This is a genomic window from Janibacter sp. Soil728 (assembly GCF_001428305.1).
Lineage (GTDB): Bacteria > Actinomycetota > Actinomycetes > Actinomycetales > Dermatophilaceae > Janibacter.
On sequence record NZ_LMRZ01000001.1, the window covers coordinates 16209 to 38871 of the forward strand.

Genomic DNA, 22663 nt, shown 5'->3' on the forward strand with positions numbered 1-22663 from the left:
CGACTGTGAAGACGCCACCATGACGCGCCCCACCCGCCGCACCACCCGACTCCTCGTCCCCGTGGCCGCCGTCGTGGTCGCCGTCGGTCTGGCCGCCTGTGGCGGCACGGACGTCCCACCGCCGACCTCCCCGCCGAGCTCGTCGACGAGCGCGACCGACGAGGTCACGCCGGAGACGCTCGACCGGCCCGAGCAGCAGCAGGTCGATGCCGCGACCGCCAAGGCAGCGCTGCCCACGCTCGAGGACATGCCCGACGACGGCTGGGCCATCGACATCTCGACCTTCGGCGACGACCCGGTCACCTACGACCCCGCCGTGTGCGCGGATGTCGAGCTCGACTCCCAGGAGGCACGCACCTTCGAGGACCAGCACCGCAAGGTCAACGAGGCGGCCCGCTTCAGCACGCCCCAGTCGCACGGCGGCCTCATCACCGCCACGTACGTCGAGAGCTTCGACGCGCCCTATCCCACCTCGCTCCTCGACGCCGCCGGGGAGCACGTCACCGACTGCGCCACCTACACCTGGACCAAGAACGCCAGCTCCAGCACCCGCCACGTCAAGGCCATCTCCGTCCCGGCGCTGGGCGACCGTTCCTTCGGGTTGCGCCTGTCGTCCGGCGAGTCCGAGTCCTACACCGATCGTCTCTACGTGCGCAGCGGGCACAACCTGATCACCGTCATGACCCTCAGCAAGGAAGAGACGTACGACGGCACCCTCATGACGAAGTACGCCCAGGACATCCTCGACAAGCTCAAGAAGACGCCATGAGTCGCTCGAGGCGCAGCATCGCCCCCTTCGCCGTCGTCACCGCCCTGATCCTGATGACGGCTGCCTGCGGCGAGCCGACGGCGCCGTCGGAGTCGACGTCCAGCGTCGCCACCAGCGAGCCGACGGCGTCCGAGGCCCTCGAGCGGCCCGAGCAGCAGCAGGTCGACGTGGCGACGGCCCGTGCCGCGCTGCCCACCCTCGAGGATCTGCCCAAGGGGTGGGTGGTCAACGAGAGCCCGGTCTCACACGCGGAGCGGACCTACGACCCACCGGAGTGCGCGGCCGTCGAGTTCCGCAGCGCCGAGGCGCAGACCTTCAAGAAGGCCCATCTTGAGGTCGAGGAGCGCGTCGCCTACTCGGAGTGGACCCAGGGCGTCGCGGCGCAGCTCGCCGTCACCCTCTACTCCTTCTCCGAGCCGTTCCCCACCACGCTGCTCGACCAGGCCGGCGAGCGTCTCGGCGACTGCTCCGCCTACCAGCGCACCATCGATGGTGCGGCGCGGTCCTGGGCGACCCAGGCGCTCACCACGCCGACGGTCGGCGACCGCGCGCTGGGCATCCGGTACACCGCCGGCGCGGACGGGGCCGGCCGGGTCACCGACGAGCTGACGGTCCGCAGCGGCCACAACCTCGTCGTCGTCAAGTACCTGCCCACGACCACGACCTACGACGACCAGGCGCTCCAGGACTACGCCCAGGACGTCCTCGACCGCCTGGAGAAGGCATCATGACGTCCATGAGCCGCCGGGTGCCCCCCTTCGCCGTCGTCGCCGCCCTGGGTCTGATGACGGCTGCGTGCGGTGGCGAGACCACACCGCCCACCCCGTCGACGGTGACGGTCACGCAGACGCCCACGGAGCAGACGACGGGACCCGAGCGCCGCCAGCTCACGACCCAGCAGGTCACCGCGGCACTGCCGACCAAGGACGACGTCCCGGCCATCTTCCGACCGGACTCGCGCGGCTTCGACACCTCCTCGGTCAGCGAGCGCACCACCGACCCCGCCTCCTGCCTCGCGCTGTACATGGCCACGCCGGCACAACGCACCTTCACCAAGGAGCACCTCGTCGCCGACGGCGGGGTGCGCTTCAGCGAGGACCCGGACGAGCCGGGGTCGGCAAGCATCTCGGTCGGGATCCTCAGCTACGACGAGCCGTACCCCCGCGAGTACCTCGACGAGGCCGGCGCCGTGCTCGGCGAGTGCTCCACGTTCACCTCGCGCACCACACCGGACTCCGCCGAGGGGACGTGGCAGGCGACCACCATCTCGACCCCCACACTCGGCGACCAGAGCTTCGGCGTACGCATCGGCTCCCGCGACATCGACCTGGCCATCGACTACCTCTGGGTCCGCAGCGGCCACAACGTCGTGCACGTCCGCATGCTCACCGGTTACCGGCAGGACAACGGCGACCAGCTCAAGACGTCCGCCCAAGGCGTGCTCGACGACCTGGCCGCGACCCCATGAGGTCCGCCCGCCGTCTGGTGCCGCTCGTCACCGCTCTCGCCGTGGCCCTGCCCCTCGCCGCCTGCGGTGAGGACTCGCCACCCCCGTCCACCCCGACGGCGAGCGCCGCGACGACGTCGGCGCCGACCCCGTCGGAGGCCGACGGTCCCGAGCAGCGACAGCTGACGGCCAAGGAGGTGACGGCCGCCCTGCCCGGCAAGGACGAGGGCCCCTACCCAGCCTCTGACCGTGAATTCGATCCAAACGCGCGGAGCACGGCAGCGACCGACCCCGAGCCGTGCCTGGCGCTGGTGCTCGACACCCCCGAGATGCGCACCTTCAAGCAGGAGCACATGGTCGCCGGCGGCGGTCAGATCTACCTCCAGCCGCAGGACTTCGCCGCGCCGCAGATGGCGGTCATCCTGTGGAGCCACGACGAGGTCTACCCCAAGCGCTTCTTCGACGAGGCGGGCGCCGCGCTCGCCGAGTGCACCACGCACGCCAGCGCGGACTCACCCGACGACGCGATGGGCGACGACTGGCAGGCCACGTCGATCCCGACGCCGGCGATGGGTGACCAGAGCTTCGGCGTGCGGATCGGGCGCGAGCAGTTCGACATGGCCATCGACTACCTGTGGGTGCGCAGCGGCCACAACCTCATCACCGTGCGGATGCGCACCGGCTACACGCAGAGCAACGACAAGCGCCTGGCGAAGTACGCCCAGGGCGTCCTCGACGAGCTGGAGAAGTAGCCCGACCGCTCCTCACAAGGAGCAATCTCACCCATCCTCGGCACACAGCGGCCCGTAGGCTTGTCTGCGGCCGACGAAGGGAATGACATGGGGTACCCCCGCACCGCGGTCCGCGGTCTCGCCACGCTCATCGGGCTGCTGCTCCTCGCCGGCTGCATACGCCCGTCCTTCGGTGGTGGCGACGCCCCGCCCGCCCCGGTCGGCGCCGGCCAGCTCAGCGAGGACCAGGTGCGCATGGCACTTCCCCGGGACGACCAGCTGCCGGAAGGCATCGAGGTCGACGACGACCAGACGGGCAGCGAGGCCGAGGCCAGCGACGAGGCCACCGCCTACCCGGCCAGCTGTCTCGACGTCCGCCTCGCGGGCACCGCGGGCAAGGCGCTCAAGGACCACCGGACGGCCCGGGTCAAGAAGTCCTTCGTGGGCGAGGAGGGCGGCTCGGTCAGCGTGACCGTCTCCTCCTACGACCAGCCCGTCCCTGCGCAGCTCTTCGACGATGCCGGAGCGGCCCAGAGCCAGTGCGGCACCTTCCAGCTCATCGACGAGTCGGGGACGTCCTCGTGGAAGCTGGACCAAGTCACCTTCCCCCAGATCGGTGACCGGACCTACTCCACCCGCGTCCAGAGCACCACCGAGGGCGACATCTTCAAGGGCGGCGTCGTGCAGATCGCCGGCGCATCCAGGGGCCACAACCTCGTCTACGTCGTCTACGCCTCGGGTCCACGCTCCGACTACGACCCCACTGCCGTCGAGACCTTGACCAAGGCGACCATCGACAACCTGGACGCGCTGTGAGGACCATCGTGCGCACCGGTGCCGTGGCGGCCGCGCTCGCGCTGCCTCTCGCCGGGTGCGGGCTGCTCCCCCAGGCCGCGCCCTCCGGCTCATCGACCTCCCCGCCGACCTCCCAGGGCGCCGCCGACCAGTCCGGCGAGGACCTCGGCACGCTCACCGGTGCCGGCCGACCTCTGGACGAAGGGGGCCTGCGCGCCGCGCTGCCAGCGCCAGCCGACCTCGGGGACGGGTGGGAGGACGACCCCATGAAGACCATCTTCGAGACGGCCGGTGCCGATGTCACCCCCGCCACGTGCGCACCCCTGCTGCAGAAGGGGCCGGAGTGGGAAGAGGCCAAGAAGTCCCAGAGGGCCCGCGTCCAGACCAACCTCAAGCGCAGCGACAACCCACCGCCCCCGGGCACCGAGCGCCACTTCCTCGGCGTCTGGGCCTACTCCTTCGACGACCCGTACCCGGTCCACCTCTTCGACGAGGCAGGGGCGCGCATCGCCGACTGCCCGAACTTCGACGTCCGACAGGTCGACACGGGTTCGACGAGCTCCTACGCGGCCTCGCCCCTCAGCTTCCCCACACTCGGCGACCGCACCTTCGCGCTGCGGATGCAGGTGCAGCAGACCTACGAGACCTTCACGATCGACTTCGTCATGATCAAGATCGGGCACAACACCATCTCCGTCGCCAACAGCACCTACAACGGGACTCCGGACGCAGCGGTCACCGAGAAGGCCGCCCGCGCGGCGCTGGCCGGGCTGGAGGAGTAGCTGATGAACCGACCTCACGTCACGGCCACCGCAGCCCTCGTCGTGGCGCTGACCGCTGGGCTCACCGGGTGCACCACCCCCTTCGGCAGCGATGACCCGAGCACGTCGCAGACCACGACGCCGACGCCCGCCTCGCCGTCCACCCCCGCCGACAGCGGTCGGGGCAGGCAGCTGAGCGAGCAGGAGGCCACTGCGGCCCTGCCCACCCGGCCCACGGGCGCCAAGAACGTGGCGGCGCAGAGCGCCCCCGAAGGTCGCGCGACCGACCCGGCGGAGTGCCTCGACATCCTGCGCGCCGGCCCCGAGGGCGATGCCCTGCGCCAGGTGCGGGTCGCCCACGCCGAGCGCACCTGGTCCACCCAGGACCCGGCGACGAGCTACAGCTTCGAGATCGACTCCTACTCCCGTCCGGTCGGCCCCGCCCTGCTCGACCGGTCGGGCGCCGCGATGAGCAGCTGCTCCACCTTCTCGCTCACGGGCGAGGACTCCGCCGGGCACTTCGACCTGCGGGTCATCGCCGAGCCCCGGACGGTCCCGACCATCGGTGAGCAGAACTACGGCGCCCGGCTCATCACCTTCGACCAGGTCGACGGCAAGAGCGTGCGGGTCTACATGGACTACATCGTCGTGCGCGCGGGTCACAACCTCGTCGCCGTCACCAGCGTGCACCGCGACGAGGACCGCGGGCGGGACGAGCTCGAGACCCATGCCGAGGAGATCCTGCAGGACCTGCAGGACAGCGCCTGAGCCCGCGCAGCCCGCTCGCGCGCCAGCCGGGCGCACCCGTCACGCCCCTCGTCACGCCCCTCGGCCGCCCCTCGCACCTACAGTGGGCGGGTGACCATCCGTGTAGCCCTCGAGCACCGCACCTCCTACGAGTTCGCGGAGCCCACCCACGTCTACCCGCACACGATCAGGCTGCGCCCCGCACCCCACTCGCGCACGCCGATCCCCAGCTACTCGCTGCGGATCGAGCCGCCGGAGCACTTCCTCAACTGGCAGCAGGACCCCTTCGGCAACTGGCTGGCGCGGGTCGTCTTCCCCGACAAGGTCTCCCGGCTCGAGATCACCGTCGACCTCACGGCGGACATGACGGTCATCAACCCCTTCGACTTCTTCGTCGAGGACTGGGCGTCGACCTTCCCCTTCGCCTACCCCGAGCAGACGCGCGTCGACCTGGCGCCCTACCTGCAGCCCGTCGACGACGGCGGCGAAGGGAGCGGCCCGGCCCCCGAGGTCAGCGCCTGGCTGGAGCGGACCCTCCCTTCGCTCCTGACGGCACCGCGTGACGCGGCGGTCGGCGAGGGCACGCGCATCGTCGACTTCATCGTCGGGCTCAACCGGGCCATCCGGGAGAGCGTCGACTACACGGTCCGCCTCGAGGCCGGCGTCCAGACGCCGCAGCACACCCTCGAGCGGGGCATCGGCTCCTGCCGCGACAGCGCGTGGCTGCTCGTCTCGGCGATGCGCCAGCTCGGGCTCGCCGCCCGCTTCGTCTCGGGCTACCTCGTCCAGCTGACCTCGGACCTCAGTGCGGTCGGCGATGACAGCCTCAACGGCCCGACGGAGGACTTCACCGACCTGCACGCGTGGGCCGAGGTCTACATCCCCGGCGCCGGGTGGGTCGGGCTCGACGCGACCTCCGGGCTGCTGTGCGGCGAGGGCCACATCCCCCTCTCGTGCACCCCCCACCCTGCCTCCGCCGCCCCGATCAGCGGCGCGACGGCACCGGCCGAGGTCACCTTCGACTTCTCCAACACCGTGACCCGCTTCGCCGAGGACCCGCGCGTCACCAAGCCGGTCACCGACGAGCAGTGGGCCGACATCACGACGCTCGGCGAGGCCGTCGACGACCTGCTGGCGAAGGGGGACGTCCGCCTGACGATGGGCGGCGAGCCGACCTTCGTCGCGGCCGGCGGCACCAAGGACCCGCAGTGGCACACCGCCGCCGACGGCGAGCAGAAGCGCGAGCTGGCGATGGCCCTCGCCCGCCGTCTGTCCGGGCCCGGCACCCTGCGCCACCACGGCCAGGGCAAGTGGTACCCGGGCGAGCCGCTGCCCCGCTGGCAGATCGGGCTCGCGGAGCGCACCGACGGCCAGCCGCTCTGGCGCGACCCCGACCTGCTCGACGACCCGTGGGGTCCCGAGCGCGAGGACTCCACCTCTGCCGAGGCCGCCGACGCGGCCCGCGGCCTGGCGCTGGGCATCGCCCGCCGTACCGGCATCCCCGTCGAGCAGCTCGTCGCTGCCGTCGAGGACCCGCTGCAGCAGCTCGCGCAGGAGGCCCGTCGCCCCGCCGGTGAGGCGCCCACCCCCGGCGATCTGGCCCCCGATGCCGAGGACGCGTCCGACGAGGCCAAGCGCGCCGCCGCACTGGCGCGCATCGACGCCGAGGTCGACCCGGACACCCCGGCCGCCTGGGTGCTCCCGATCTTCCCCGCACCTGACGGTGAGGGCTGGGCGACGACGACCTGGCGCACCCGCCGTGGGTTCCTCGCGCTCGTCCCCGGGGACTCCCCCGCCGGCCTGCGCCTGCCCCTGTCCTCCATCGCCTGGTCGGAGGGACCGATCACGCCGGAGCGATCCCCCTTCGCCCCGCGCGGAGCGCTCCCGGCCGTCGACCCGAGCACCCTCGGTGAGGTCGACACCGCCCCCGCCCGGGTCCTGCCGATCGAGGAGTCCCCGCGCACGGCACTGGCCGTGCAGCACCGCGGGGGGCATCTCTTCGTCTTCCTCCCGCCGGTCGAGGACTTCGAGGACGCCCTGGCGCTCGTGACCGCCGTCGAGGGGGCCGCCGCCGAGATCGGCCATCCCGTGGTCCTCGAGGGCTACCCCCTGCCCGGCGACGACCGGGTCCGCACGATGTCGGTGACGCCCGACCCCGGCGTCATCGAGGTCAATGTCTCGCCGACCGCGTCCTGGGGCGAGCTCGTCGCGCAGTCCGAGAGCCTCTACGAGCACGCGCGCCAGATCCACCTGTCGACCGAGAAGTTCGACCTCGACGGCTCCCACACCGGCACGGGCGGCGGCAACCACCTCACGCTCGGCGGGGTGACGGCTGCCGACAGCCCGATGCTGCGCCGACCCGACCTGCTGCGCTCGCTGATCACCTACTGGCAGCACCACCCGGCGCTCAGCTACCTCTTCTCGGGCCGCTTCATCGGCCCGACCTCGCAGGCGCCGCGCGTCGACGAGGGGCGCGCCGAGTCGCTCTACGAGCTCGAGATCGCCTTCTCCCAGCTCGACCACGTCATCGCGATGGAGCACGACGCGTCCGCGATCACCGAGCCGCTCGACGAGACCTACCGACCCAAGCAGCACACCCGCCCCTGGCTGGCCGACCGGCTGCTGCGCCACCTGCTGACCGACATCACGGGCAACACCCACCGGTCGGAGTTCTGCATCGACAAGCTCTTCGCCCCCGGGACCGAGCGGGGCCGGCTGGGACTGCTCGAGATGCGCGGCTTCGAGATGCCGCCGCACCCGCGGATGGGTCTGCTGCAGGCGCTGCTCGTGCGGGCGCTCGTCGCCCGCTTCTGGGACGAGCCCTACACCGGGCCGCTCGTGCACTGGGGCACCCGGCTGCACGACCGCTACCTCCTGCCCGCCTTCGTCGCCGCCGACCTGCGCGACGTCCTCGACGACCTCAACGGCTACCTGGAGCGTGTCGGGGCCGGACGGATGGACCCGGCGTGGTTCGACGCCTTCCTCGAGTTCCGGTTCCCGCGCCTGGGTGACACGACGATCGCCGGGGTCGAGCTGGAGCTGCGCTCGGCCATCGAGCCGTGGCACGTCCTCGGCGAGGAGGTCAGCCAGTTCGGCACCGCACGCTATGTCGACAGCTCCGTGGAGAAGGTGCAGGTCCGCGCCGTCGGCCTCGTCGAGGGCCGGCACGTCATCACGTGCAACGGCGTCCCCGTGCCGATGGTCCCCGTGGCCGAGCAGGGCTGGGGTGGTCCCGTCGGGGCGAAGGGGAGCACCGGCGCCTTCGTCGGCGGCGTCCGCTACCGCGCCTGGGCTCCCCCGTCGGCCCTGCACCCGACGATCGGCGTGCACGGTCCGCTGACCTTCGACCTCGTCGACCGGTGGTCGGGGCGCTCCCTCGGCGGCTTCACCCACCACGTCACCCACCCGGGGGGCGTGGCCTACGACAGCTTCCCCGTCAACGCCGCGTCCGCGGAGTCGCGTCGGGCAGCTCGGTTCGTCGCCGGCGATCACACCCCCGGACCGATCGACCTGTCGACCCTGCCCGACCCGCGCTCCGGGCTGGGCCCGGCCGTCACCGACTACCCGGTGACGCTCGACCTGCGCCGGTTCCCCGGGACCGACCGGATGCCGGGGACGGAGGACGAGTTCGCCATCCCCCCGACCGAGACGCTCGATGCGGGCATGCCGCCCGCAGACGGGGTGACGGTCGTGGAGACGAGCGCCGAGGGGGCCGTGCCCCCGGCCTGATCCGACTGCCCTGACCAACGTGTCCGGGCAGGACGTCTACCCCTGCGTCACCACGAGGTCCTGGTGCCCGTCCATCAGCTCGCGCGCGATGTCGAGATGCCCTGCGTGGACCGAGGTCTCGACCAGCACGCGGAAGACGACCTCGCGCCCGTCGGACATCATCGGTCCGCCGAACTCCTCCACCGGGGGCCACCATCGAGGTGGGGCGTCCAGATCGGCTGCCGCGAGGACCTCGTCGCTGCGGGCGATGTGGCGCCTGTAGACCGCGACGGCCTCGGCGCCCGTCATGGGCTCGGACACCCACCCGTCGTGCAGGGCGGCGATGGCCGTGGCGTCACCACCGAGGACTGCGGCGATCCAGAACATCTCGTCATCGAAGACGAGGTGGTTGAGCAGTGTGGTCATCGTCCAGCCAGAAGGGGCCACACACCGACTCATGTCGGTCTCGTCGAGCCCGGCGACGGCACGCAGCACGTGGGCGCGCGCACTCGCGAGCTGGGTCAGCAGGTGCGCATCGTGCATGTGGGGGGCTCCTGGTGGGGTGTCTGGGATCGGGTGTCGGGTGAGCTGTCCTTGTCCAACCGAGTGGACGCGGTCATGCCTATCGGACACCGAGACCGGTCCGTCCGTCGAGCAGCTCGCGGGCGATGTCGAGGTGTCCGGCATGCCGCGCCGTCTCCTCGATGAGGTGCAGGACCACCTCGCGGACGTCGGCGACGGGCGTCGGCAGGTCCTGTCGGTGCACGCCGGTCGGCCGGTCGTCGAGCATGAGCTCGTCGAGGACCGCGTCGGTCTGCGCGCACCGGTCCCGGTAGGACGCGAGGACCTCGCCGACCGCGCGTCCGGACACCAACGCCGGCCGATCGTCCTCTTCCGAACCGCCATCGTCGGCTTGCGGCCACGGCATCGGCGAGACGCGATCTCCCAGGACGACCTGTCCCCAGAGGCGCTCGGCCCCACCGAGGTGCTCCAGCAGCCCGAGCGGGGTCCATCCGCTGGGCACGATCGAGCTGCGCCACGAGGCCTCGTCGAGGTCCGCCACGATCGCCAGCACGCTGGACCGCTGGGCCTGGAGGCAGGCGAGGAGGGACTCACGCTCGCCCAGCGTCGGGCGCATCACGATGTCGGCGACTGCCCGTATGCCGGCCGCAGGTCGGCCCAACGGTCCGACCACGGCGCGGGCGCACGGCCCTCGAGTACCGCTCTCAGGTCCTCGATGTGGACCTGCCACCCAGCGCCGTGGTCGGGCGCTGCCTCGAGCGGGATCCCGCGCTCCTCGACGACGAGGCGCGTCCCCGCGGGGTCGGGGCTCAACCACGCCTCGAGCTGGGTCTCGTCAGCGGCCCCCGGCTCCATGGTGAGCAGCAGGTGTCGGGGGGCGTCGCAGACCTCGACCCTCCCGGGCCCATCCCATCCGCTCGTGAAGGACGCCTGGAAGAGGCCCCCTGGCCGCAGGTCGCCGTCGACCGTCGCCACCCACCGGCCCAGCCGGGCCGGCTCGGAGATCGCCGCCCACAGGTCGTCGATGTCGGTGTCGTAGACGTCCTCGACATGGACGACCGACACACCGTCGACCACCCACACCTCGCCGAGCAGTCCGCTCTTGTCCATCGGGGCCATCGCTCACTCGCTCCTTCGTCGTTGTCGCACGCCTCGCGCCACCTCGGTGTGCAGCGCTGAGAGCCGCTGCTCCCAGTCCTGCTGACGGCGGTCGAGCCAGTCGCCGACCTCGACGAGTGCCTCCGGCCGCAATCGGTAGACCCGGCGCTGCCCGACGGGCCGGACATCGACCAGTCCCGCCTCGCGCAGCACCGCCAGGTGGCGCGAGACACCCGGCTGCGCCACCGGCACGAGTGCTCCGAGCTCGCCCGCGGCGGCCTCGCCCGCACACAGCGCCTCGATCATGACCCGCCGGTGCGGGTCGGCCAAGGCGTGCAGCACGGCGTCCATCCCATGAATTTAACAGTTCAGATATATATCGAGCAAGACATTCATTGAGCCCATCCCCGGGTGCGGGTCTTCCAGTAATTGGGTTGTGCGCAATTGAATTGCGTGCAATGATCATGGAGTGCAGACGACCCAGCAGCTCGACCACCAGACCTGCTTCGCCCTCTACTCGGCGGCGCGGGCGGCCACGGCTGCCTATCGCGAGGCCCTCGCGGAGATCGGTCTGACGTACACCCAGTACGTCACCCTGCTCGCCCTCTGGGAGCAGGACGGGCGCACCGTCTCCGAGCTGGGCACAACGCTCCGCCTCGACAGCGGCACCCTCTCCCCCCTCCTCAAGCGGATGGCCGCCAACGGCCTCGTCGAGAGACGTCGCGAAGGGAAGGACGGGCGCACCGTCACGATCCACCTCACCGACGCCGGGCACGACCTCGAGACGCAGGTCGCCTCGATCCAGCGCCGCCTGTACGACGCCGTCGACATGGAGCCGGAGGAGCTGGCCACCCTGCGCGATCTGGCGCAGCGCTTCTGCGCATCGGCGGCCGAGATCACCCACCCTGACACCCAAGGAGCACCACGATGAAGACCATCTACACCGCAGAGGCGCTGGCCACCGGCGCCGGACGCGACGGCCACGGCCGCAGCGCCGACGGACGGCTCGACCTCGACCTCGCGGTCCCGCAGGAGATGGGCGGGTCCGGCAACGGGACCAACCCCGAGCAGCTCTTCGCAGTCGGTTACGCCGCGTGCTTCCACTCCGCGCTCCAGCTGGTCGCCAAGCAGGCGAAGGCCGACGTCACCGACTCGGCCGTCGGTGCCCGCGTGCACATCGGGCCGAATGACGACGGGGGCTTCCAGCTCGCCGTCGAGCTCGAGGTCACCCTGCCGCACCTCGACGCCGAGGTCGCCCAGCAGCTCGCCGACCGCGCCCACGAGGTGTGCCCCTACTCCAACGCCACCCGCGGCAACATCGACGTGACCGTCACGGTCACGCAGGACTGAGGACCACATGAGCACCACTCCCACGACCACCCGACAGATCGCCCTCGCCTCGCGCCCGACCGGGGCGCCGACGAGCGACAACTTCCGCCTCGAGAGCGTCGACCTGCCCGAGCTGGCCGACGGCCAGGTCCTCGTGCGCAATGTCGTCATGTCCGTCGACCCGTACATGCGCGGTCGGATGAACGACGCGAAGTCCTATGTCGCGCCCTTCCAGGTCGACGCCCCACTCGATGGCGGCGCGGTCGGTGAGGTCATCGCCTCACGCTCCGACGACATCGCCGTCGGCCAGCACGTCCTGCACGGGCTCGGCTGGCGCGAGCACGCGATCCTGACTGCGGCCAAGGTGTCGGTCATCGACACCGAGGTCGCGCCGGCCTCCGCCTACCTCGGGGTCCTCGGGATGCCCGGCCTGACCGCCTACGTGGGCCTGACCGCGGTCGCCGAGATGCGCGAGGGGGACACCGTCTTCGTCTCGGGTGCGGCCGGGGCCGTCGGCCAGGTGGCCGGGCAGATCGCCAAGGCCCTCGGTGCCGCCAAGGTCATCGGCTCGGCAGGCACACCCGCCAAGGTCGCCCGCGCCCTCGAGCTCGGATACGACGAGGCCTTCGACTACAAGACGGCGCCCGTCAGCGAGGGGCTGCGCGCCGTGGCTCCCGACGGCATCGACGTGTACTTCGACAATGTCGGCGGTGACCACCTGGAGGCGGCGATCTCCTCCCTTCGCCTCCATGGACGGGTCGCGATGTGCGGCGCCATCTCCCAGTACAACGCGACCGACCCCGCGCCCGGGCCGCGCAACCTCTTCCAGGCGATCGGCAAGGGGCTGACGCTGCGCGGCTTCATCGTCGGCCAGTACCCACAGCTCGCCGCCGAGTACCGCGAGCGCGCCGCCGGTTGGCTGGCCGAGGGCCGGCTGCAGGGCGACGAGACCTTCCGCGACGGGCTCGACGGCGCCCCGCAAGCCTTCATGGACCTCCTCCAGGGCGCCAACACCGGCAAGATGCTCGTTCGCCTCTGACCGGCTCCCCGCTCAGGTGGTCCCGCTACGACCGGCGGCGGGACCACCCGGCGCACCGGAGGGCCGCGCCACCGTCGTCGTCACCCGCGTGAGCGCGGGTGCGGCAGGGGTGGAGCTGAAGCCGAAGCGCGGCGGCGGGCTCACCGCCCGGAGGCCACCGAGGGGCTCGCCCTCCCAGGTGCCGTCGAGCGAGGTCACGTGGTGCTGGTCGTGCGCGCCGTAGTACTCGCGGCGCCCACCGCCCGCGCTGCCGACCGTGCGCACGCCCGGCAGCAGGCGCCTGGCGATCGGGTCGGCGAGGTGTGCGAAGGCCCGGCTGCGACCGATGCGGTCCGGCACGGGCCGCAGGAGTCGGCCGACGGCCGTGCGCCCACCCAGCTCGACGCGGCACCGCAACGGTCCCGCGTCGAGCCGCCACTCGTGCTCGTCGGTGCCGAGGGTCACCGGGCAGAGGCGGACCTCGTCGAAGGAGTAGGTCGCTGCGACGTAGTCCGCGACGGCAGCGTCCGGCGCGACCAGTATTCGCCGGTCATCGGCCGTCGCGACCATGACGTCGGTGAAGGATCCGAGCGGTGAGCTCGACCAGTCACCGATGACCAGCCGCACCCCGCTGCTGCTGCCCGCACCGAGGATGCGGCCACGGAACCGGTCGAGCACGGTGGGGGTCACGGCACGCCCGGAGGGTCCACGACCCGCGCCAGCGTGAGCGAGAAGTCTCCCGCCCCGTCGGTCCATCCTGCGACGGGCTGGAGGCCGTGACCGGCCAGCTCGTCGCGCAGCTCGCCCGGGTCGAACTTGCGGGAGATCTCGGTGCGCAGGTGCTCCCCCTTCGACAGCTGCCAGGTGCGTCCGATGCCGGTGAAGTCCGCCTCGACGTCGCGGACCGCCCGCAGCCGCATCTCGATGCGCGAGGACCCCTCGTCCCAGACGGCCTCGTGCTCGAAGTCCCCGCGCCGCAGGCCCGTGACCGGAGTCAGGCGGTCGATGACCTCGATGAGATTGAGGTTGAACTCCGCAGTGACCCCGGCGCCGTCGTCATAGGCGGCCACCAGCCGGGCGGCGTCCTTGACGAGGTCCGCGCCGAGGAGGAAGTGGTCGCCCGGAGCCAAGGCAGAGCGCACCATCCGCAGGAAGCTCGCGCGCTCGTCCTCGGTGAAGTTGCCGATCGTCCCGCCGAGGAAGAGCAGCAGCCGCTCTCCGTCCGCACCGGCCAGCGGCGGCAGGTGGTGGAAGTCGGCGACGGCCGGCTCGACCGCGAGCGTGGGGTACTCCCTCTGCAGCTGCTCGGCGGTCTCCAGGAGCACCTCGCTGCTGATGTCCAGCGGCGCATACGTGGCAGGCCGGCCACCAGCGGTGAGCTCATCGAGCAGGACCCTGGTCTTGGCGGAGGTCCCGGCCCCGAGCTCGTGGACACTGCTGGCGTCCGTGACCTCGATGATCTGCGCGCTGCGCTGCTGCAGGATCTCGCGCTCAGCCCGCGTCGGGTAGTACTCCGGCAAGGAGGTGATCTGGTCGAAGAGCCGGCTGCCCCGCTCGTCGTAGAACCACCGCGGCGGCAGCGTGGGCGGATCTGCCCAGAAGCCCTCGCGCAGGTCCTCCTCGAGCTCGTGGCGCTGGTCGGTCTGCTGCTGCGTGCTGGTCATCGGGCGAGCCTCAGGCCGGAGAAGGCCCATCGGGAGGCTGCGGGGAAGAAGTTGCGGTAGGTCGTGCGCGGGTGCTGCGGGGGCGTGATCGCCGAGGCTCCGCGCAGGACGTGCTGGTCGTTCATGAACTTGCCGTTGTACTCGCCCACCGCGCCCGGCGCCGTCTCGAAGCCGGGGTAGGGCACGTAGGCGCTCGCGGTCCACTCCCACACGTCGCCGAGGGTCACCTCGGTCGCACGGCGGGGGTGGCAGCGCTGCGGGTCGAGCAGGCCGCCCCGCACCTCGAGCCCGTCCGCGGCACGGGCCTCCCACTCGTGCTCGGTGGGCAGACGCTGACCTGCCCACCGAGCGAAGGCGTCCGCCTCGAAGAAGGAGACGTGACACACCGGCTCGGCGGCGACCACCGGCCGACGGCCCGACAGGGTGAAGGTGGTCCACCTCCCGTCGTCGTCCTCGCGCCAGTAGCCGGGTGCCCGCCACCCGGCGTCCTGCACGCTCGCCCACCCGTCGGAGAGCCACAGGTCGGGACGCGAGTACCCACCGTCGGCGATGAAGTCGAACCACTCGGCGTTGGTCACCTGCCGAGTGCCGATCTCGACGTCCTCGAGCCACACCCGGTGGCGGGGGCGCTCGTTGTCGAAGGCGAAGCCCGCGCCGTCATCCCCGACGTGCCTCACCCCTCCGGGGACGTGCGTCCAGCGAAGGGGGGTCGGGCCGGCCGTGGGGTCGTCGTCGGGGGCCCGCTCGACGTAGGTCGGCTGGAGGACATTGCCCGACAACAGATGCTTGACGTCCATGAGGAGAAGCTCCTGGTGCTGCTCCTCGTGGTGGCAGCCGAGCTCGACGAGATCGAGCTGCTCCTCGGCGAGCGTGCCCGCCTCGAGACGTGCGGCGACCTGCTGCTCGACGTCGGCGCGATAGGCCGCGACCGCAGCGACGCCGGGGCGGGTCACGTGGCCACGAGCCGCGCGGGGATGCCTCTCCCCGACCGCCTCGTAGTAGCTGTTGAAGAGATAGCGGAAGGCGGGGTCGCGCGGCCGGTAGCCGGGGTCGGCGCCGAGGACGAACTCCTCGAAGAACCACGTCGTGTGGGCACGATGCCACTTGGTCGGGCTGGCCTCGGTCATCGACTGCGGAGTCTGGTCCTCGGGACTGAGGCAGTGCGTGAGTCGGTCGGTCCGCGCGCGCACGTCTGCGAAGCGCGCGATCAGCGCCGCGAGGTCGGGTCGGGAGATGGTGGTGGTCATGCTGTCCTCCATGCGACGGGGGCTGACAACCACCGTCGGGCACCGGGAGATGGAGCTTCGGACACGGTCGACGCTACGCGCTGCACTGGCTCCGCGCACGGGCAACCCCTGACCTGCTGGAGCGCACGGGTTGCCCGCGGAGGCAGGCGACGTCAGAGGGAGACGGTCCCGGTGTCGCCGAGGTCGGGCCGATCGTCGCTGACGAGGCCCTTGGCCATCTGCACGACCGTGGCGATGCTGCCCGGTGTGGACCAGTAGCGGGCGGTGTCCGCAGACACCGTGAGGATGGTGTTGTCGGGGTTGTCTGCATCGCCCTTCATGAAGGCACCGGCCGAGGCATCCCACAGGCGCGCGAGCAGCTGTCGGTCGTCGTTGCGTGCGGCCGTGCCGCTCAGGCTGACCCAGCCGCCGTCACCGGAGTAGGTGACGTTGACCTGCGGATTGGCGGCGATGGCTCGCATCTTGTCCGAGTCGGCCTCGGTGATGAAGTGCACCGTGCCCGGGTCGCCCAGGTCCTGGGTGCCCATCGGCACCGACACCAGCCGCCCGTCCTCGACGTACGTGAGCACGGCGATCCTGGTGTCCTTCATGATCGTGGTGACGGTCTCGGTCTTGTCGGCCATGGTTCCTCCTGGCTCGTCGGATGTGTCCGAGAGCGCATTACCCGCTCGGGGGCCGGGCACACCCACGTCCACCGAGCGCTGCGCAGCGCTGCCACAATCGGCGTCATGCGGCCCATCCCTCGTTTTTGGCAGCCGGCGAGAGCCGACGTGGAGCACGAAGGGCGGCGCGTCCCCCTTCGCGTCTGGGGATGGTCGATCGAGTCCGCGGCGGAGGCCGCCGACCGTGCCCGCCAGCGGCTCGCGGCGGCCGTGGAGCAGCTGACGCGGGGACGGCCCGGCTTCGACTACTACCCGCGCTCCCCCCTTCGTGAGGAGCTCCTGCACGAGGTGCGCGGCGCCGACGGCGCCCTCCTCGGGGCAGTGACGCGCAACCGGATGGGCGTCGACGTGCTCAACACCGATGTGGTGCTCTTCGCGGACGTCGACCTGCCGCAGCAGCGCAAGGGGCTGCTGCGCAGGAAGGTGCTCGCGGACCCGGGGCCCGCCCTGGCGAGGATCGCGCACTGGGCCGCCGCCCACCCCCGACTCGGGGTGCGCACGTACCGGACCGCCGCAGGCTTGCGCGTGCTCATCACCGGGCTGCCCACCGGGCCGCCCGACCTCGGCATCCTCGTCGAGCTCGGGTCGGACGATCTCTATGTCATGCTCTGCGGCCACCACGAGACCTCGCGGGCCCGCCTGACCCCCAAGCCCGAGCGCGTCGGGACAGGTCGCATCCCGCACTCGTGGCCCTACGACGCGCAGACCGGGCCGGTCGCGACCACCTGGCTGGGGGACTATGCCCGGGCGTGCACCGGGCACGCGGTCTGCGAGCTGCTCTCGGTGACGGGACCGCCCCCGGACCCGGACGAGGTCGCGCTCGTCGACCTGCACGACCGGGTCACCCAGGCATCCTCAGGGCTGCCGCTCGCCTGAGTCAGAACCAGCGCCGCACCGTGGCGACGTACTCCCCGTACGTGGAGCCGAAGCGCCCGAGCAGGGCCTCCTCCTCCGCGGGGATCTGCAGCAGGTCGATGACGCCGACGAACCCGACGGTCGGGATCAGCGCGAGCGGGTCGCGGCGGTGGATGGCGTACCCGGCGACCAGCAGCGCGTCCCCGAGGTAGATCGGGTTGCGGGAGTAGCGGTAGACGCCGCGACGGACGACCTGCGTGGTGTCCTGGGGGCGCGTCGGGTCAAGGGTCGTCCCGGCCGAGCGGACCTCACGGATGCCTGCGGCTGCGACGGCGAGCCCGGCGAGCGCCACCGCTGCACCGAGCGTCGACGTGGCGGCCGATGTCGTCGATCCGCGCGTCAGCAGACGCTGCGCTGCCAGCGAGGCCAGTCCGAGGACAGGGGGCGAGCGGAGGATCGACAGTGGCTCCATGGACCAACGGTAGTCGCCTCGCCTGCGCAGGGACAGCCCCGCGCGGACAACGGCAATGGCGAAGGGGGGCGCCGTCGCCGTGGTCTTGTCGCGGCGCCCGCCCGCTGCGAAGGTGGACCCATGAGTGACGTCACGAGCAAGGCCAGCGAGCTCCTCCAGATGCACCAGACCGGCGAGATGCTGGTGCTGCCGACGGTCTGGGACGCGTGGTCCGCCCGCGCAGTGGTCGACGCCGGGTTCCGTGCGCTGACCATCGGCAGTCACCCGCTCGCCGACTCCCGCGGTCAGCAGGACGGCGAGACGATGACCCTCGACGACGCGCTCGACGGCATCCGACGGATCTGCGGGGCAGTGACGGTGCCCGTCTCGGCGGACGTCGAGTCCGGCTACGACACCGCCGCCGCCGAGCTCGTCGAGCGGGTCCTGGACGCCGGAGCCGTGGGCATCAACGTCGAGGACACCGTGCACTCGCAGGGTCGCCGGGTGCGGGAGATCGCCGAGCACGCCGACTACATCGCCGCGATCCGACAGGCGGCCGACGCTGCCGGCGTCGACCTGGTCATCAACGCGCGCACCGACGCGCTGCTCCATGGCACCGACCGCTTCCCGGACCCGCTGGCGGAGGCGATCGCTCGGGTGCAGGCGTGCGAGCAGGCAGGGGCCAGCTGTGTCTACCCGGTGAAGATCCCCGACGCCGCGACCCTCGCCGCGCTCATGGCAGCGACCTCGCTGCCGGTCAACGTCACCGCGCACCCCGTCGACGGTGCGCCGTCGGGGTCGCTGCAGGAGCTGCGCGACGCCGGGGTGCGACGCGTGACCTTCGGGCCCCTGCTCCAAAAGGCGTTGACCAGCTCGATCGCCGACCTCACCGGTCCATGGCTGGGGGCCGCGGGCCTGAGCGACTGAGCGACTCGGGCATCCGCTACATTCCACCCCATGAGCCACCAGCCGACCTCGCCAGCCAACCCAGAGATGACAGGCAGCCTCGACTCTTTCCGCAGGCCGCCGGTGGGGGCGATGATCTTCTTCGCCCTGACTGCCCTGGCCGGCCTGGGGGTGCTGATCCGCGCCCTGACCGCCAAGGCGGTAGCCACCTGCCACGGCTCGGCGATGTCCGCGGGGGACATGTGCGAGATCGGTACTCGCCGTAGCGGCGACGTCACCCGTGACTACCAGACGAGTCTCGACGTGGCCCAGGCTGCTCTGCACGGGCAGCAGCTGGCCGGCCTGCTCGTCCTGCTGGCCTCACTCGTCATCATCGCTCTGCTGCAGAGCACGTGGCGTCGCGACCTGCGCATGCTGGAGGGGCTCGCTCAAGAGCGTCCGGAGCTGAGCCACGTCGACCGCGGTCTCATGGCCCCCGTGTTCGGGGGGATCTGCGCGATCGTCCTGCTCGCGGCCGGCGGCTACTACTTCTTCGTCACCCAGGGGGCGAGCGGCTTCGGGGTCGTCCCCGCCGTCCTGGCCGCGGTGATCCTCGCGGGCCTCGTGATCCTGGTGCTGGCCCGGCCCAAGGGTGCGACGGCGCTCCTGCTCTACCCCACGGACCTCGCGGTGGTCAGTCGTGGCGCCCGCTCCCGGGTCCCCTACTCGGACGTCCAGCACTTCGTCGGCGACAAGACCCACTCCTTCAACTGGGCAGGCAGCGGACGCGGCGACGTGCTGCTGGGGCAAGACGAGTCCCCGCGCCTGCGTCAGGTCCTCGCCGAACGCACCCACGCGGCGCTCGCCCAGAGCGCTCCGCAGCAACTGGCCCAGGGGCAGACCGTCGACTTCGGAGAGATCACGCTCAGCCGCGATGTCATGACCATCAACGGCAAGAACATCGCCATGGGCAACCTCGCCTCCTTCATCACCGCCACCTCGGGCAGCGACACGGCCTTCGAGGCGCGTGACCACTCCGGCACGGTGCTGGGGAGCGCGGTCACCGCACGGGTGGCCAACGCGGACATCCTGCGTAGCCTGCTGACCGACCGCGGCATCGCGGTGATGTGACCGTCTCGACCAGACGACAGACATTGACCAGCTCGATCGCCGACCTCACCGGTCCGTGGCTCGGGTCCGCGGGCCTGAGCGACTGACCGTTGGCCTGCATTGCCCTAGGGGAATGCAGACGAATGGTCAGTTGCAGCCCTCGGCCCGGTACCGCGTCGGGGTGAAGCCGAGCGTCCTGCCGAACTCCCGGGTCAGATGGGCATGGTCGGCGTACCCGAGGTCCGCCGCGATGGTCGCGAGGTCCGTGCCCGGCTCCTGACGCACCCGCTCAGCCGCCTCCTGCAAACGCCGCCGCCGGATGATCGCCGCTGGGCTCAGGCCGACGTACGAGCTCGCGAGGCGTTGCACGGTACGCACCGACACCCCAAGACGAAGGGCGAGGTCGTCCACCCGCAGCAGAGCGGGATCCCCGTCGGCCAGGTCGACGAGACGACGCGCCACGGGTGCGTCGGGATCGCCGTCCACGATCGGCCCGACCTCCTGGACGAGCCAGTCCTCGAGCAGCCGCGCGGCGGCGGCGTGACGTCCGTCGACGTCCCCGGGTCCGTCCATGACCGAGGCGACGTCACCGTGGAGGCGAGTCGCCCCCTTCGCCTGCGTGACGCGGTCCTGCCAGACCAGCACCTCGCCGAGGAGGGCGTGCGCGGCGCCGGGCGTCAGCAGGGCTCCCACGGCCCAGCCGCGGCCGACGAGGTCGCGCCGCCACGCGCTCGTCACGGGACCGTAGAGGTGGACCCCCTCGGACTCGACGACGAGCTGGCACGCGGGGAAGGGCAGGGTGAGAGCCTCGTGGACCACCCCGTCCGGCAGGTCCCACTCCGGCACCCAGAACCACCGGGCGAGGGGTGCACCCTTCGGCCCGGGCAGGATGCGACTCACCGGCGCGCGCTCGTCCGGTCGCAGCTGGCCCTTCTCCGGGATGCGCCCACTCACACCGGCAGCGTAGCCAGCGCCAGCCTGACGTGAATCTTCAAGCCGGGCCACGGCCCCGGCCCTACTGTCGTGGCATGGAGCAGACGGCACAGGGCATCACCGGTCAGCACACCGACAACGGGACACCGCACGGCTTCACCGCGCTCACCCCCTTCCACACCGTGCGCGACGCGCGGGGCGCCATCGCCTGGTACGAGCGGGTCTTCGGCGCGCGGACCGTCGACGTCACCGAGATGCCCGACGGCGAAGGGGGGACACTCATCGCGCACGCGACGCTCGACTTCGGCCGGGGTCGGCTGCAGATCGGCGACCCGGTGCCGAACTTCGGCCTCACCGCACCCCCCGAGGAGGACGCGGTCTGCTCTTCGATCTCCCTCTACGTGCCCGACATCGATGCGGTGATGGTCGAGGCCGAGGCGGCCGGAGCCACCGTGCGCGAGCCCCTGGCCGACTTCGTCTCCGGAGACCGCTTCGCCTCGATCCGCGACCCGCACGGCATCCGCTGGGCGATCCTGACGCGCGTCGAGGACCTCTCGGACGAGGACTCTTCAGCGCGGGTACGGGAGTGGGCCGCGAGCGCGGGCTGAGGGCCGTCACGAACTGCGGAAGCGATCCAGAGCAGGGGCGAACCGGTCACACTGTGAAACCTGCATTGCCATAGGGCAATGCAGGTATTGCGGGGTTGGGCGTCTGAGCCCGCTGACGGTCGCGGTCCGCGGAGGTGTGTCGTACTGCAGTTGGTCCTGGTCCGCGGCACGATGGCCCGGATTACCGGTGGTCCGTGGGACCGGGCTGGACGAACTGCAGTACGACACACCCTCAGGCGCGCGAGGTCAACGGCGTCACGTCACTCGGACAGTCAGCTGGGGCGCTTCTTCGGAGCGTTGGCCGCGGTCAGGCCTGCGTCGCGCTCGACGTGGTCGCCGAGGACGCTGTCGATCTTGGCCAGGACCTCGGGCTCGAGCGTGACGCCGGCTGCCGCGACATTCTCGACGACCTGCTCGGGGCGTGAGGCACCGATGATCGCCGCCGCGACATTGGGGTTCTGCAGGACCCAGGCGACGGCGAGCTGGGCCATCGACAGCCCCACCTCGTCGGCGACCAGCTTCAGGCCCTGGACCGCGGTGAGCAGCGCGTCGTCGCCCACCCGACCGGAGATCGACTTGCCGACCTCCTCGTCAGCGGCGCGGCTCCCTTCGGGCAGGGGCTGACCGGGCAGGTACTTGCCGGTGAGGATCCCCTGGGCAACCGGGCTCCACACGATCTGCGAGAGGCCGAGCTCCTCGCACGTCGGGACGACCTCGTCCTCGATGACCCGCCAGAGCATGGAGTACTGCGGCTGGCTGGAGATCAGGTGGATGCCGAGGTCCGAGGCGAGGCGGTGCCCCTCGCGGATCTGGTCGGCGGTCCACTCGCTGACGCCGATGTAGAGCGCCTTGCCCTGCCGGACGACGTCGGCGAAGGCCTGCATCGTCTCCTCGAGCGGTGTCTCGGTGTCGTAGCGGTGCGCCTGGTAGAGGTCGACGTAGTCGGTCTGCAGGCGACGCAGCGACCCGTCGATCGACTCACGGATGTGCTTGGCGGACAGGCCGGAGTCGTTGTGCCCGGCCGGGCCGGTCGGCCAGTAGACCTTGGTGAGGATCTCGAGCGACTCACGTCGCTCGCCCTTGAGCGCCTCGCCGAGGACGCTCTCCGCCTTGGTGTTGGCGTAGACGTCGGCGGTGTCGAAGGTCGAGATCCCGTTGTCGAGAGCCGCACGCACGCACGCCGTCGCGGCGTCGGCCTCGACCTGCGAGCCGTGGGTGAGCCAGTTGCCGTAGGCGATCTCGCTGATCTTGAGACCGCTGTTGCCGAGGTGTCGGTAGTCCATGTGACGCACGCTACGCCGCGTCGCGCACCACGCGTCAACC

The 22663-nt window shown here is 71.4% G+C and carries 26 protein-coding genes; 15 read left to right on the forward strand and 11 right to left on the reverse strand.

Annotated elements, in window-relative coordinates; translation table 11 throughout:
* The first annotated feature begins 19 nt into the window (after window positions 1–19).
* The 8 genes from ASG73_RS00085 (at window position 20) to ASG73_RS00120 (ending at window position 8979) form a co-directional block, all read left to right on the forward strand.
* The gene (locus ASG73_RS00085) at window positions 20–769 is read left to right on the forward strand and encodes a hypothetical protein (RefSeq protein ID WP_055989034.1); all 750 of its coding nucleotides are present in this window, start codon (window positions 20–22) and stop codon (window positions 767–769) included.
* On the forward strand, window positions 766–1500 hold the full coding sequence (locus ASG73_RS00090) for a hypothetical protein (RefSeq protein ID WP_055989038.1): 735 nt from the start codon (window positions 766–768) through the stop codon (window positions 1498–1500). Before ASG73_RS00085 ends, ASG73_RS00090 begins: the two co-directional genes overlap by 4 nt.
* Entirely contained in the window at window positions 1497–2237 is a 741-nt protein-coding gene (locus ASG73_RS17700; protein WP_156466061.1) for a hypothetical protein, read from the forward strand. Before ASG73_RS00090 ends, ASG73_RS17700 begins: the two co-directional genes overlap by 4 nt.
* The gene (locus ASG73_RS17705; RefSeq protein ID WP_156466062.1) at window positions 2234–2968 is read left to right on the forward strand and encodes a hypothetical protein; all 735 of its coding nucleotides are present in this window, start codon (window positions 2234–2236) and stop codon (window positions 2966–2968) included. The genes ASG73_RS17700 and ASG73_RS17705 overlap by 4 nt, the downstream gene beginning before the upstream one ends.
* An 87-nt stretch (window positions 2969–3055) precedes the next feature.
* Window positions 3056–3763 carry a hypothetical protein gene (locus tag ASG73_RS00105; RefSeq protein ID WP_055989047.1) on the forward strand — a complete coding sequence of 236 codons (708 nt, stop codon included), beginning with the start codon at window positions 3056–3058 and terminating at the stop codon, window positions 3761–3763.
* A complete protein-coding gene (locus ASG73_RS00110) occupies window positions 3760–4524 on the forward strand; it encodes a hypothetical protein (RefSeq protein ID WP_055989050.1) in 765 nt (254 codons plus the stop codon). Before ASG73_RS00105 ends, ASG73_RS00110 begins: the two co-directional genes overlap by 4 nt.
* A 3-nt stretch (window positions 4525–4527) precedes the next feature.
* Window positions 4528–5271, forward strand: coding sequence for a hypothetical protein (locus ASG73_RS00115; RefSeq protein ID WP_055989053.1), 744 nt, complete (start codon window positions 4528–4530; stop codon window positions 5269–5271).
* Between the two features lie 90 nt (window positions 5272–5361).
* Window positions 5362–8979 (forward strand): transglutaminase family protein, encoded by a 3618-nt coding sequence (locus tag ASG73_RS00120; RefSeq protein WP_082566873.1) that lies wholly within the window; start codon window positions 5362–5364, stop codon window positions 8977–8979.
* A gap of 36 nt (window positions 8980–9015) precedes the next feature.
* Here ASG73_RS00120 and ASG73_RS00125 read toward each other — a convergent pair whose 3' ends face one another.
* From ASG73_RS00125 to ASG73_RS00140, 4 genes are all read right to left on the reverse strand, one after another.
* The gene (locus ASG73_RS00125; protein WP_055989056.1) at window positions 9016–9501 is read right to left on the reverse strand and encodes a mycothiol transferase; all 486 of its coding nucleotides are present in this window, start codon (window positions 9499–9501) and stop codon (window positions 9016–9018) included.
* A gap of 79 nt (window positions 9502–9580) precedes the next feature.
* Window positions 9581–10096 (reverse strand): DinB family protein, encoded by a 516-nt coding sequence (locus tag ASG73_RS00130; protein ID WP_055989059.1) that lies wholly within the window; start codon window positions 10094–10096, stop codon window positions 9581–9583.
* Window positions 10096–10599 carry an SRPBCC family protein gene (locus ASG73_RS00135; protein WP_082566874.1) on the reverse strand — a complete coding sequence of 168 codons (504 nt, stop codon included), beginning with the start codon at window positions 10597–10599 and terminating at the stop codon, window positions 10096–10098. Before ASG73_RS00135 ends, ASG73_RS00130 begins: the two co-directional genes overlap by 1 nt.
* Window positions 10600–10602: 3 nt before the next feature.
* Window positions 10603–10929 carry an ArsR/SmtB family transcription factor gene (locus ASG73_RS00140; protein ID WP_055989062.1) on the reverse strand — a complete coding sequence of 109 codons (327 nt, stop codon included), beginning with the start codon at window positions 10927–10929 and terminating at the stop codon, window positions 10603–10605.
* A 118-nt stretch (window positions 10930–11047) separates the two neighbouring features.
* On the opposite strand from ASG73_RS00140, the gene ASG73_RS00145 reads away from it, so the two are divergent.
* From ASG73_RS00145 to ASG73_RS00155, 3 genes are read left to right on the forward strand one after another with little or no spacing between them, the layout of a single operon-like run.
* On the forward strand, window positions 11048–11509 hold the full coding sequence (locus ASG73_RS00145) for a MarR family winged helix-turn-helix transcriptional regulator (protein WP_055989065.1): 462 nt from the start codon (window positions 11048–11050) through the stop codon (window positions 11507–11509).
* Window positions 11506–11928 (forward strand): organic hydroperoxide resistance protein, encoded by a 423-nt coding sequence (locus ASG73_RS00150; protein ID WP_055989068.1) that lies wholly within the window; start codon window positions 11506–11508, stop codon window positions 11926–11928. The genes ASG73_RS00145 and ASG73_RS00150 overlap by 4 nt, the downstream gene beginning before the upstream one ends.
* Window positions 11929–11935: 7 nt before the next feature.
* Window positions 11936–12946: an NADP-dependent oxidoreductase gene (locus ASG73_RS00155; protein WP_055989071.1), complete on the forward strand. Its 1011-nt coding sequence runs from the start codon at window positions 11936–11938 to the stop codon at window positions 12944–12946.
* A gap of 12 nt (window positions 12947–12958) precedes the next feature.
* Here the strand turns inward: ASG73_RS00155 and ASG73_RS00160 are convergent, their stop codons facing one another.
* The 4 genes from ASG73_RS00160 to ASG73_RS00175 all read right to left on the reverse strand — a co-directional run bounded on the left by ASG73_RS00160 (window position 12959) and on the right by ASG73_RS00175 (window position 16459).
* A complete protein-coding gene (locus ASG73_RS00160) occupies window positions 12959–13615 on the reverse strand; it encodes a hypothetical protein (protein WP_055989074.1) in 657 nt (218 codons plus the stop codon).
* Window positions 13612–14589: an L-histidine N(alpha)-methyltransferase gene (gene egtD / locus ASG73_RS00165; protein ID WP_055991213.1), complete on the reverse strand. Its 978-nt coding sequence runs from the start codon at window positions 14587–14589 to the stop codon at window positions 13612–13614. The genes ASG73_RS00160 and egtD overlap by 4 nt, the downstream gene beginning before the upstream one ends.
* Entirely contained in the window at window positions 14586–15836 is a 1251-nt protein-coding gene (egtB, locus tag ASG73_RS00170) for an ergothioneine biosynthesis protein EgtB (RefSeq protein ID WP_055989076.1), read from the reverse strand. The genes egtD and egtB overlap by 4 nt, the downstream gene beginning before the upstream one ends.
* 152 nt (window positions 15837–15988) lie before the next feature.
* Window positions 15989–16459, reverse strand: a complete 471-nt coding sequence (locus tag ASG73_RS00175) for a pyridoxamine 5'-phosphate oxidase family protein (RefSeq protein WP_055989079.1) — start codon at window positions 16457–16459, stop codon at window positions 15989–15991.
* Window positions 16460–16564: 105 nt separating this feature from the next.
* On the opposite strand from ASG73_RS00175, the gene ASG73_RS00180 reads away from it, so the two are divergent.
* A complete protein-coding gene (locus tag ASG73_RS00180; RefSeq protein WP_156466063.1) occupies window positions 16565–17374 on the forward strand; it encodes a hypothetical protein in 810 nt (269 codons plus the stop codon).
* 1 nt (window position 17375) lies between these two features.
* Here ASG73_RS00180 and ASG73_RS00185 read toward each other — a convergent pair whose 3' ends face one another.
* Window positions 17376–17825 carry a methyltransferase family protein gene (locus ASG73_RS00185; RefSeq protein WP_082566876.1) on the reverse strand — a complete coding sequence of 150 codons (450 nt, stop codon included), beginning with the start codon at window positions 17823–17825 and terminating at the stop codon, window positions 17376–17378.
* Between the two features lie 120 nt (window positions 17826–17945).
* Between ASG73_RS00185 and ASG73_RS00190 the strand changes: the two genes are divergently transcribed.
* Both ASG73_RS00190 and ASG73_RS00195 read left to right on the forward strand, forming a co-directional pair.
* Window positions 17946–18731 (forward strand): isocitrate lyase/PEP mutase family protein, encoded by a 786-nt coding sequence (locus ASG73_RS00190; RefSeq protein WP_055989085.1) that lies wholly within the window; start codon window positions 17946–17948, stop codon window positions 18729–18731.
* A gap of 30 nt (window positions 18732–18761) precedes the next feature.
* Window positions 18762–19820, forward strand: a complete 1059-nt coding sequence (locus ASG73_RS00195; protein WP_156466064.1) for a hypothetical protein — start codon at window positions 18762–18764, stop codon at window positions 19818–19820.
* A gap of 126 nt (window positions 19821–19946) precedes the next feature.
* Here ASG73_RS00195 and ASG73_RS00200 read toward each other — a convergent pair whose 3' ends face one another.
* Window positions 19947–20753, reverse strand: a complete 807-nt coding sequence (locus tag ASG73_RS00200; protein ID WP_055989090.1) for a helix-turn-helix transcriptional regulator — start codon at window positions 20751–20753, stop codon at window positions 19947–19949.
* A 74-nt stretch (window positions 20754–20827) separates the two neighbouring features.
* Here ASG73_RS00200 and ASG73_RS00205 point away from each other — a divergent pair, with 74 nt between their 5' ends.
* The gene (locus ASG73_RS00205; RefSeq protein WP_055989093.1) at window positions 20828–21340 is read left to right on the forward strand and encodes a VOC family protein; all 513 of its coding nucleotides are present in this window, start codon (window positions 20828–20830) and stop codon (window positions 21338–21340) included.
* 272 nt (window positions 21341–21612) lie between these two features.
* On the opposite strand, the gene ASG73_RS00210 is transcribed toward ASG73_RS00205, so the two are convergent.
* A complete protein-coding gene (locus ASG73_RS00210) occupies window positions 21613–22623 on the reverse strand; it encodes an aldo/keto reductase family protein (RefSeq protein WP_055989096.1) in 1011 nt (336 codons plus the stop codon).
* Window positions 22624–22663: the final 40 nt, after the last annotated feature.

What these genes read in the sequence shown, in the direction of transcription:
- ASG73_RS00085 (WP_055989034.1), top strand. Translation starts at nt 20, where the DNA reads ATGACGCGCCCCACCCGCCGCACCACCCGACTCCTCGTCCCCGTGGCC.
- ASG73_RS00090 (WP_055989038.1), top strand. Translation starts at nt 766, where the DNA reads ATGAGTCGCTCGAGGCGCAGCATCGCCCCCTTCGCCGTCGTCACCGCC.
- ASG73_RS17700 (WP_156466061.1), top strand. Translation starts at nt 1,497, where the DNA reads ATGACGTCCATGAGCCGCCGGGTGCCCCCCTTCGCCGTCGTCGCCGCC.
- ASG73_RS17705 (WP_156466062.1), top strand. Translation starts at nt 2,234, where the DNA reads ATGAGGTCCGCCCGCCGTCTGGTGCCGCTCGTCACCGCTCTCGCCGTG.
- ASG73_RS00105 (WP_055989047.1), top strand. Translation starts at nt 3,056, where the DNA reads ATGGGGTACCCCCGCACCGCGGTCCGCGGTCTCGCCACGCTCATCGGG.
- ASG73_RS00115 (WP_055989053.1), top strand. Translation starts at nt 4,528, where the DNA reads ATGAACCGACCTCACGTCACGGCCACCGCAGCCCTCGTCGTGGCGCTG.
- ASG73_RS00125 (WP_055989056.1), bottom strand. Translation starts at nt 9,501, where the DNA reads ATGCACGATGCGCACCTGCTGACCCAGCTCGCGAGTGCGCGCGCCCAC.
- ASG73_RS00130 (WP_055989059.1), bottom strand. Translation starts at nt 10,096, where the DNA reads ATGCGCCCGACGCTGGGCGAGCGTGAGTCCCTCCTCGCCTGCCTCCAG.
- ASG73_RS00135 (WP_082566874.1), bottom strand. Translation starts at nt 10,599, where the DNA reads ATGGCCCCGATGGACAAGAGCGGACTGCTCGGCGAGGTGTGGGTGGTC.
- ASG73_RS00140 (WP_055989062.1), bottom strand. Translation starts at nt 10,929, where the DNA reads ATGGACGCCGTGCTGCACGCCTTGGCCGACCCGCACCGGCGGGTCATG.
- ASG73_RS00150 (WP_055989068.1), top strand. Translation starts at nt 11,506, where the DNA reads ATGAAGACCATCTACACCGCAGAGGCGCTGGCCACCGGCGCCGGACGC.
- ASG73_RS00155 (WP_055989071.1), top strand. Translation starts at nt 11,936, where the DNA reads ATGAGCACCACTCCCACGACCACCCGACAGATCGCCCTCGCCTCGCGC.
- egtD (WP_055991213.1), bottom strand. Translation starts at nt 14,589, where the DNA reads ATGACCAGCACGCAGCAGCAGACCGACCAGCGCCACGAGCTCGAGGAG.
- egtB (WP_055989076.1), bottom strand. Translation starts at nt 15,836, where the DNA reads ATGACCACCACCATCTCCCGACCCGACCTCGCGGCGCTGATCGCGCGC.
- ASG73_RS00175 (WP_055989079.1), bottom strand. Translation starts at nt 16,459, where the DNA reads ATGGCCGACAAGACCGAGACCGTCACCACGATCATGAAGGACACCAGG.
- ASG73_RS00180 (WP_156466063.1), top strand. Translation starts at nt 16,565, where the DNA reads ATGCGGCCCATCCCTCGTTTTTGGCAGCCGGCGAGAGCCGACGTGGAG.
- ASG73_RS00185 (WP_082566876.1), bottom strand. Translation starts at nt 17,825, where the DNA reads ATGGAGCCACTGTCGATCCTCCGCTCGCCCCCTGTCCTCGGACTGGCC.
- ASG73_RS00190 (WP_055989085.1), top strand. Translation starts at nt 17,946, where the DNA reads ATGAGTGACGTCACGAGCAAGGCCAGCGAGCTCCTCCAGATGCACCAG.
- ASG73_RS00195 (WP_156466064.1), top strand. Translation starts at nt 18,762, where the DNA reads ATGAGCCACCAGCCGACCTCGCCAGCCAACCCAGAGATGACAGGCAGC.
- ASG73_RS00205 (WP_055989093.1), top strand. Translation starts at nt 20,828, where the DNA reads ATGGAGCAGACGGCACAGGGCATCACCGGTCAGCACACCGACAACGGG.
- ASG73_RS00210 (WP_055989096.1), bottom strand. Translation starts at nt 22,623, where the DNA reads ATGGACTACCGACACCTCGGCAACAGCGGTCTCAAGATCAGCGAGATC.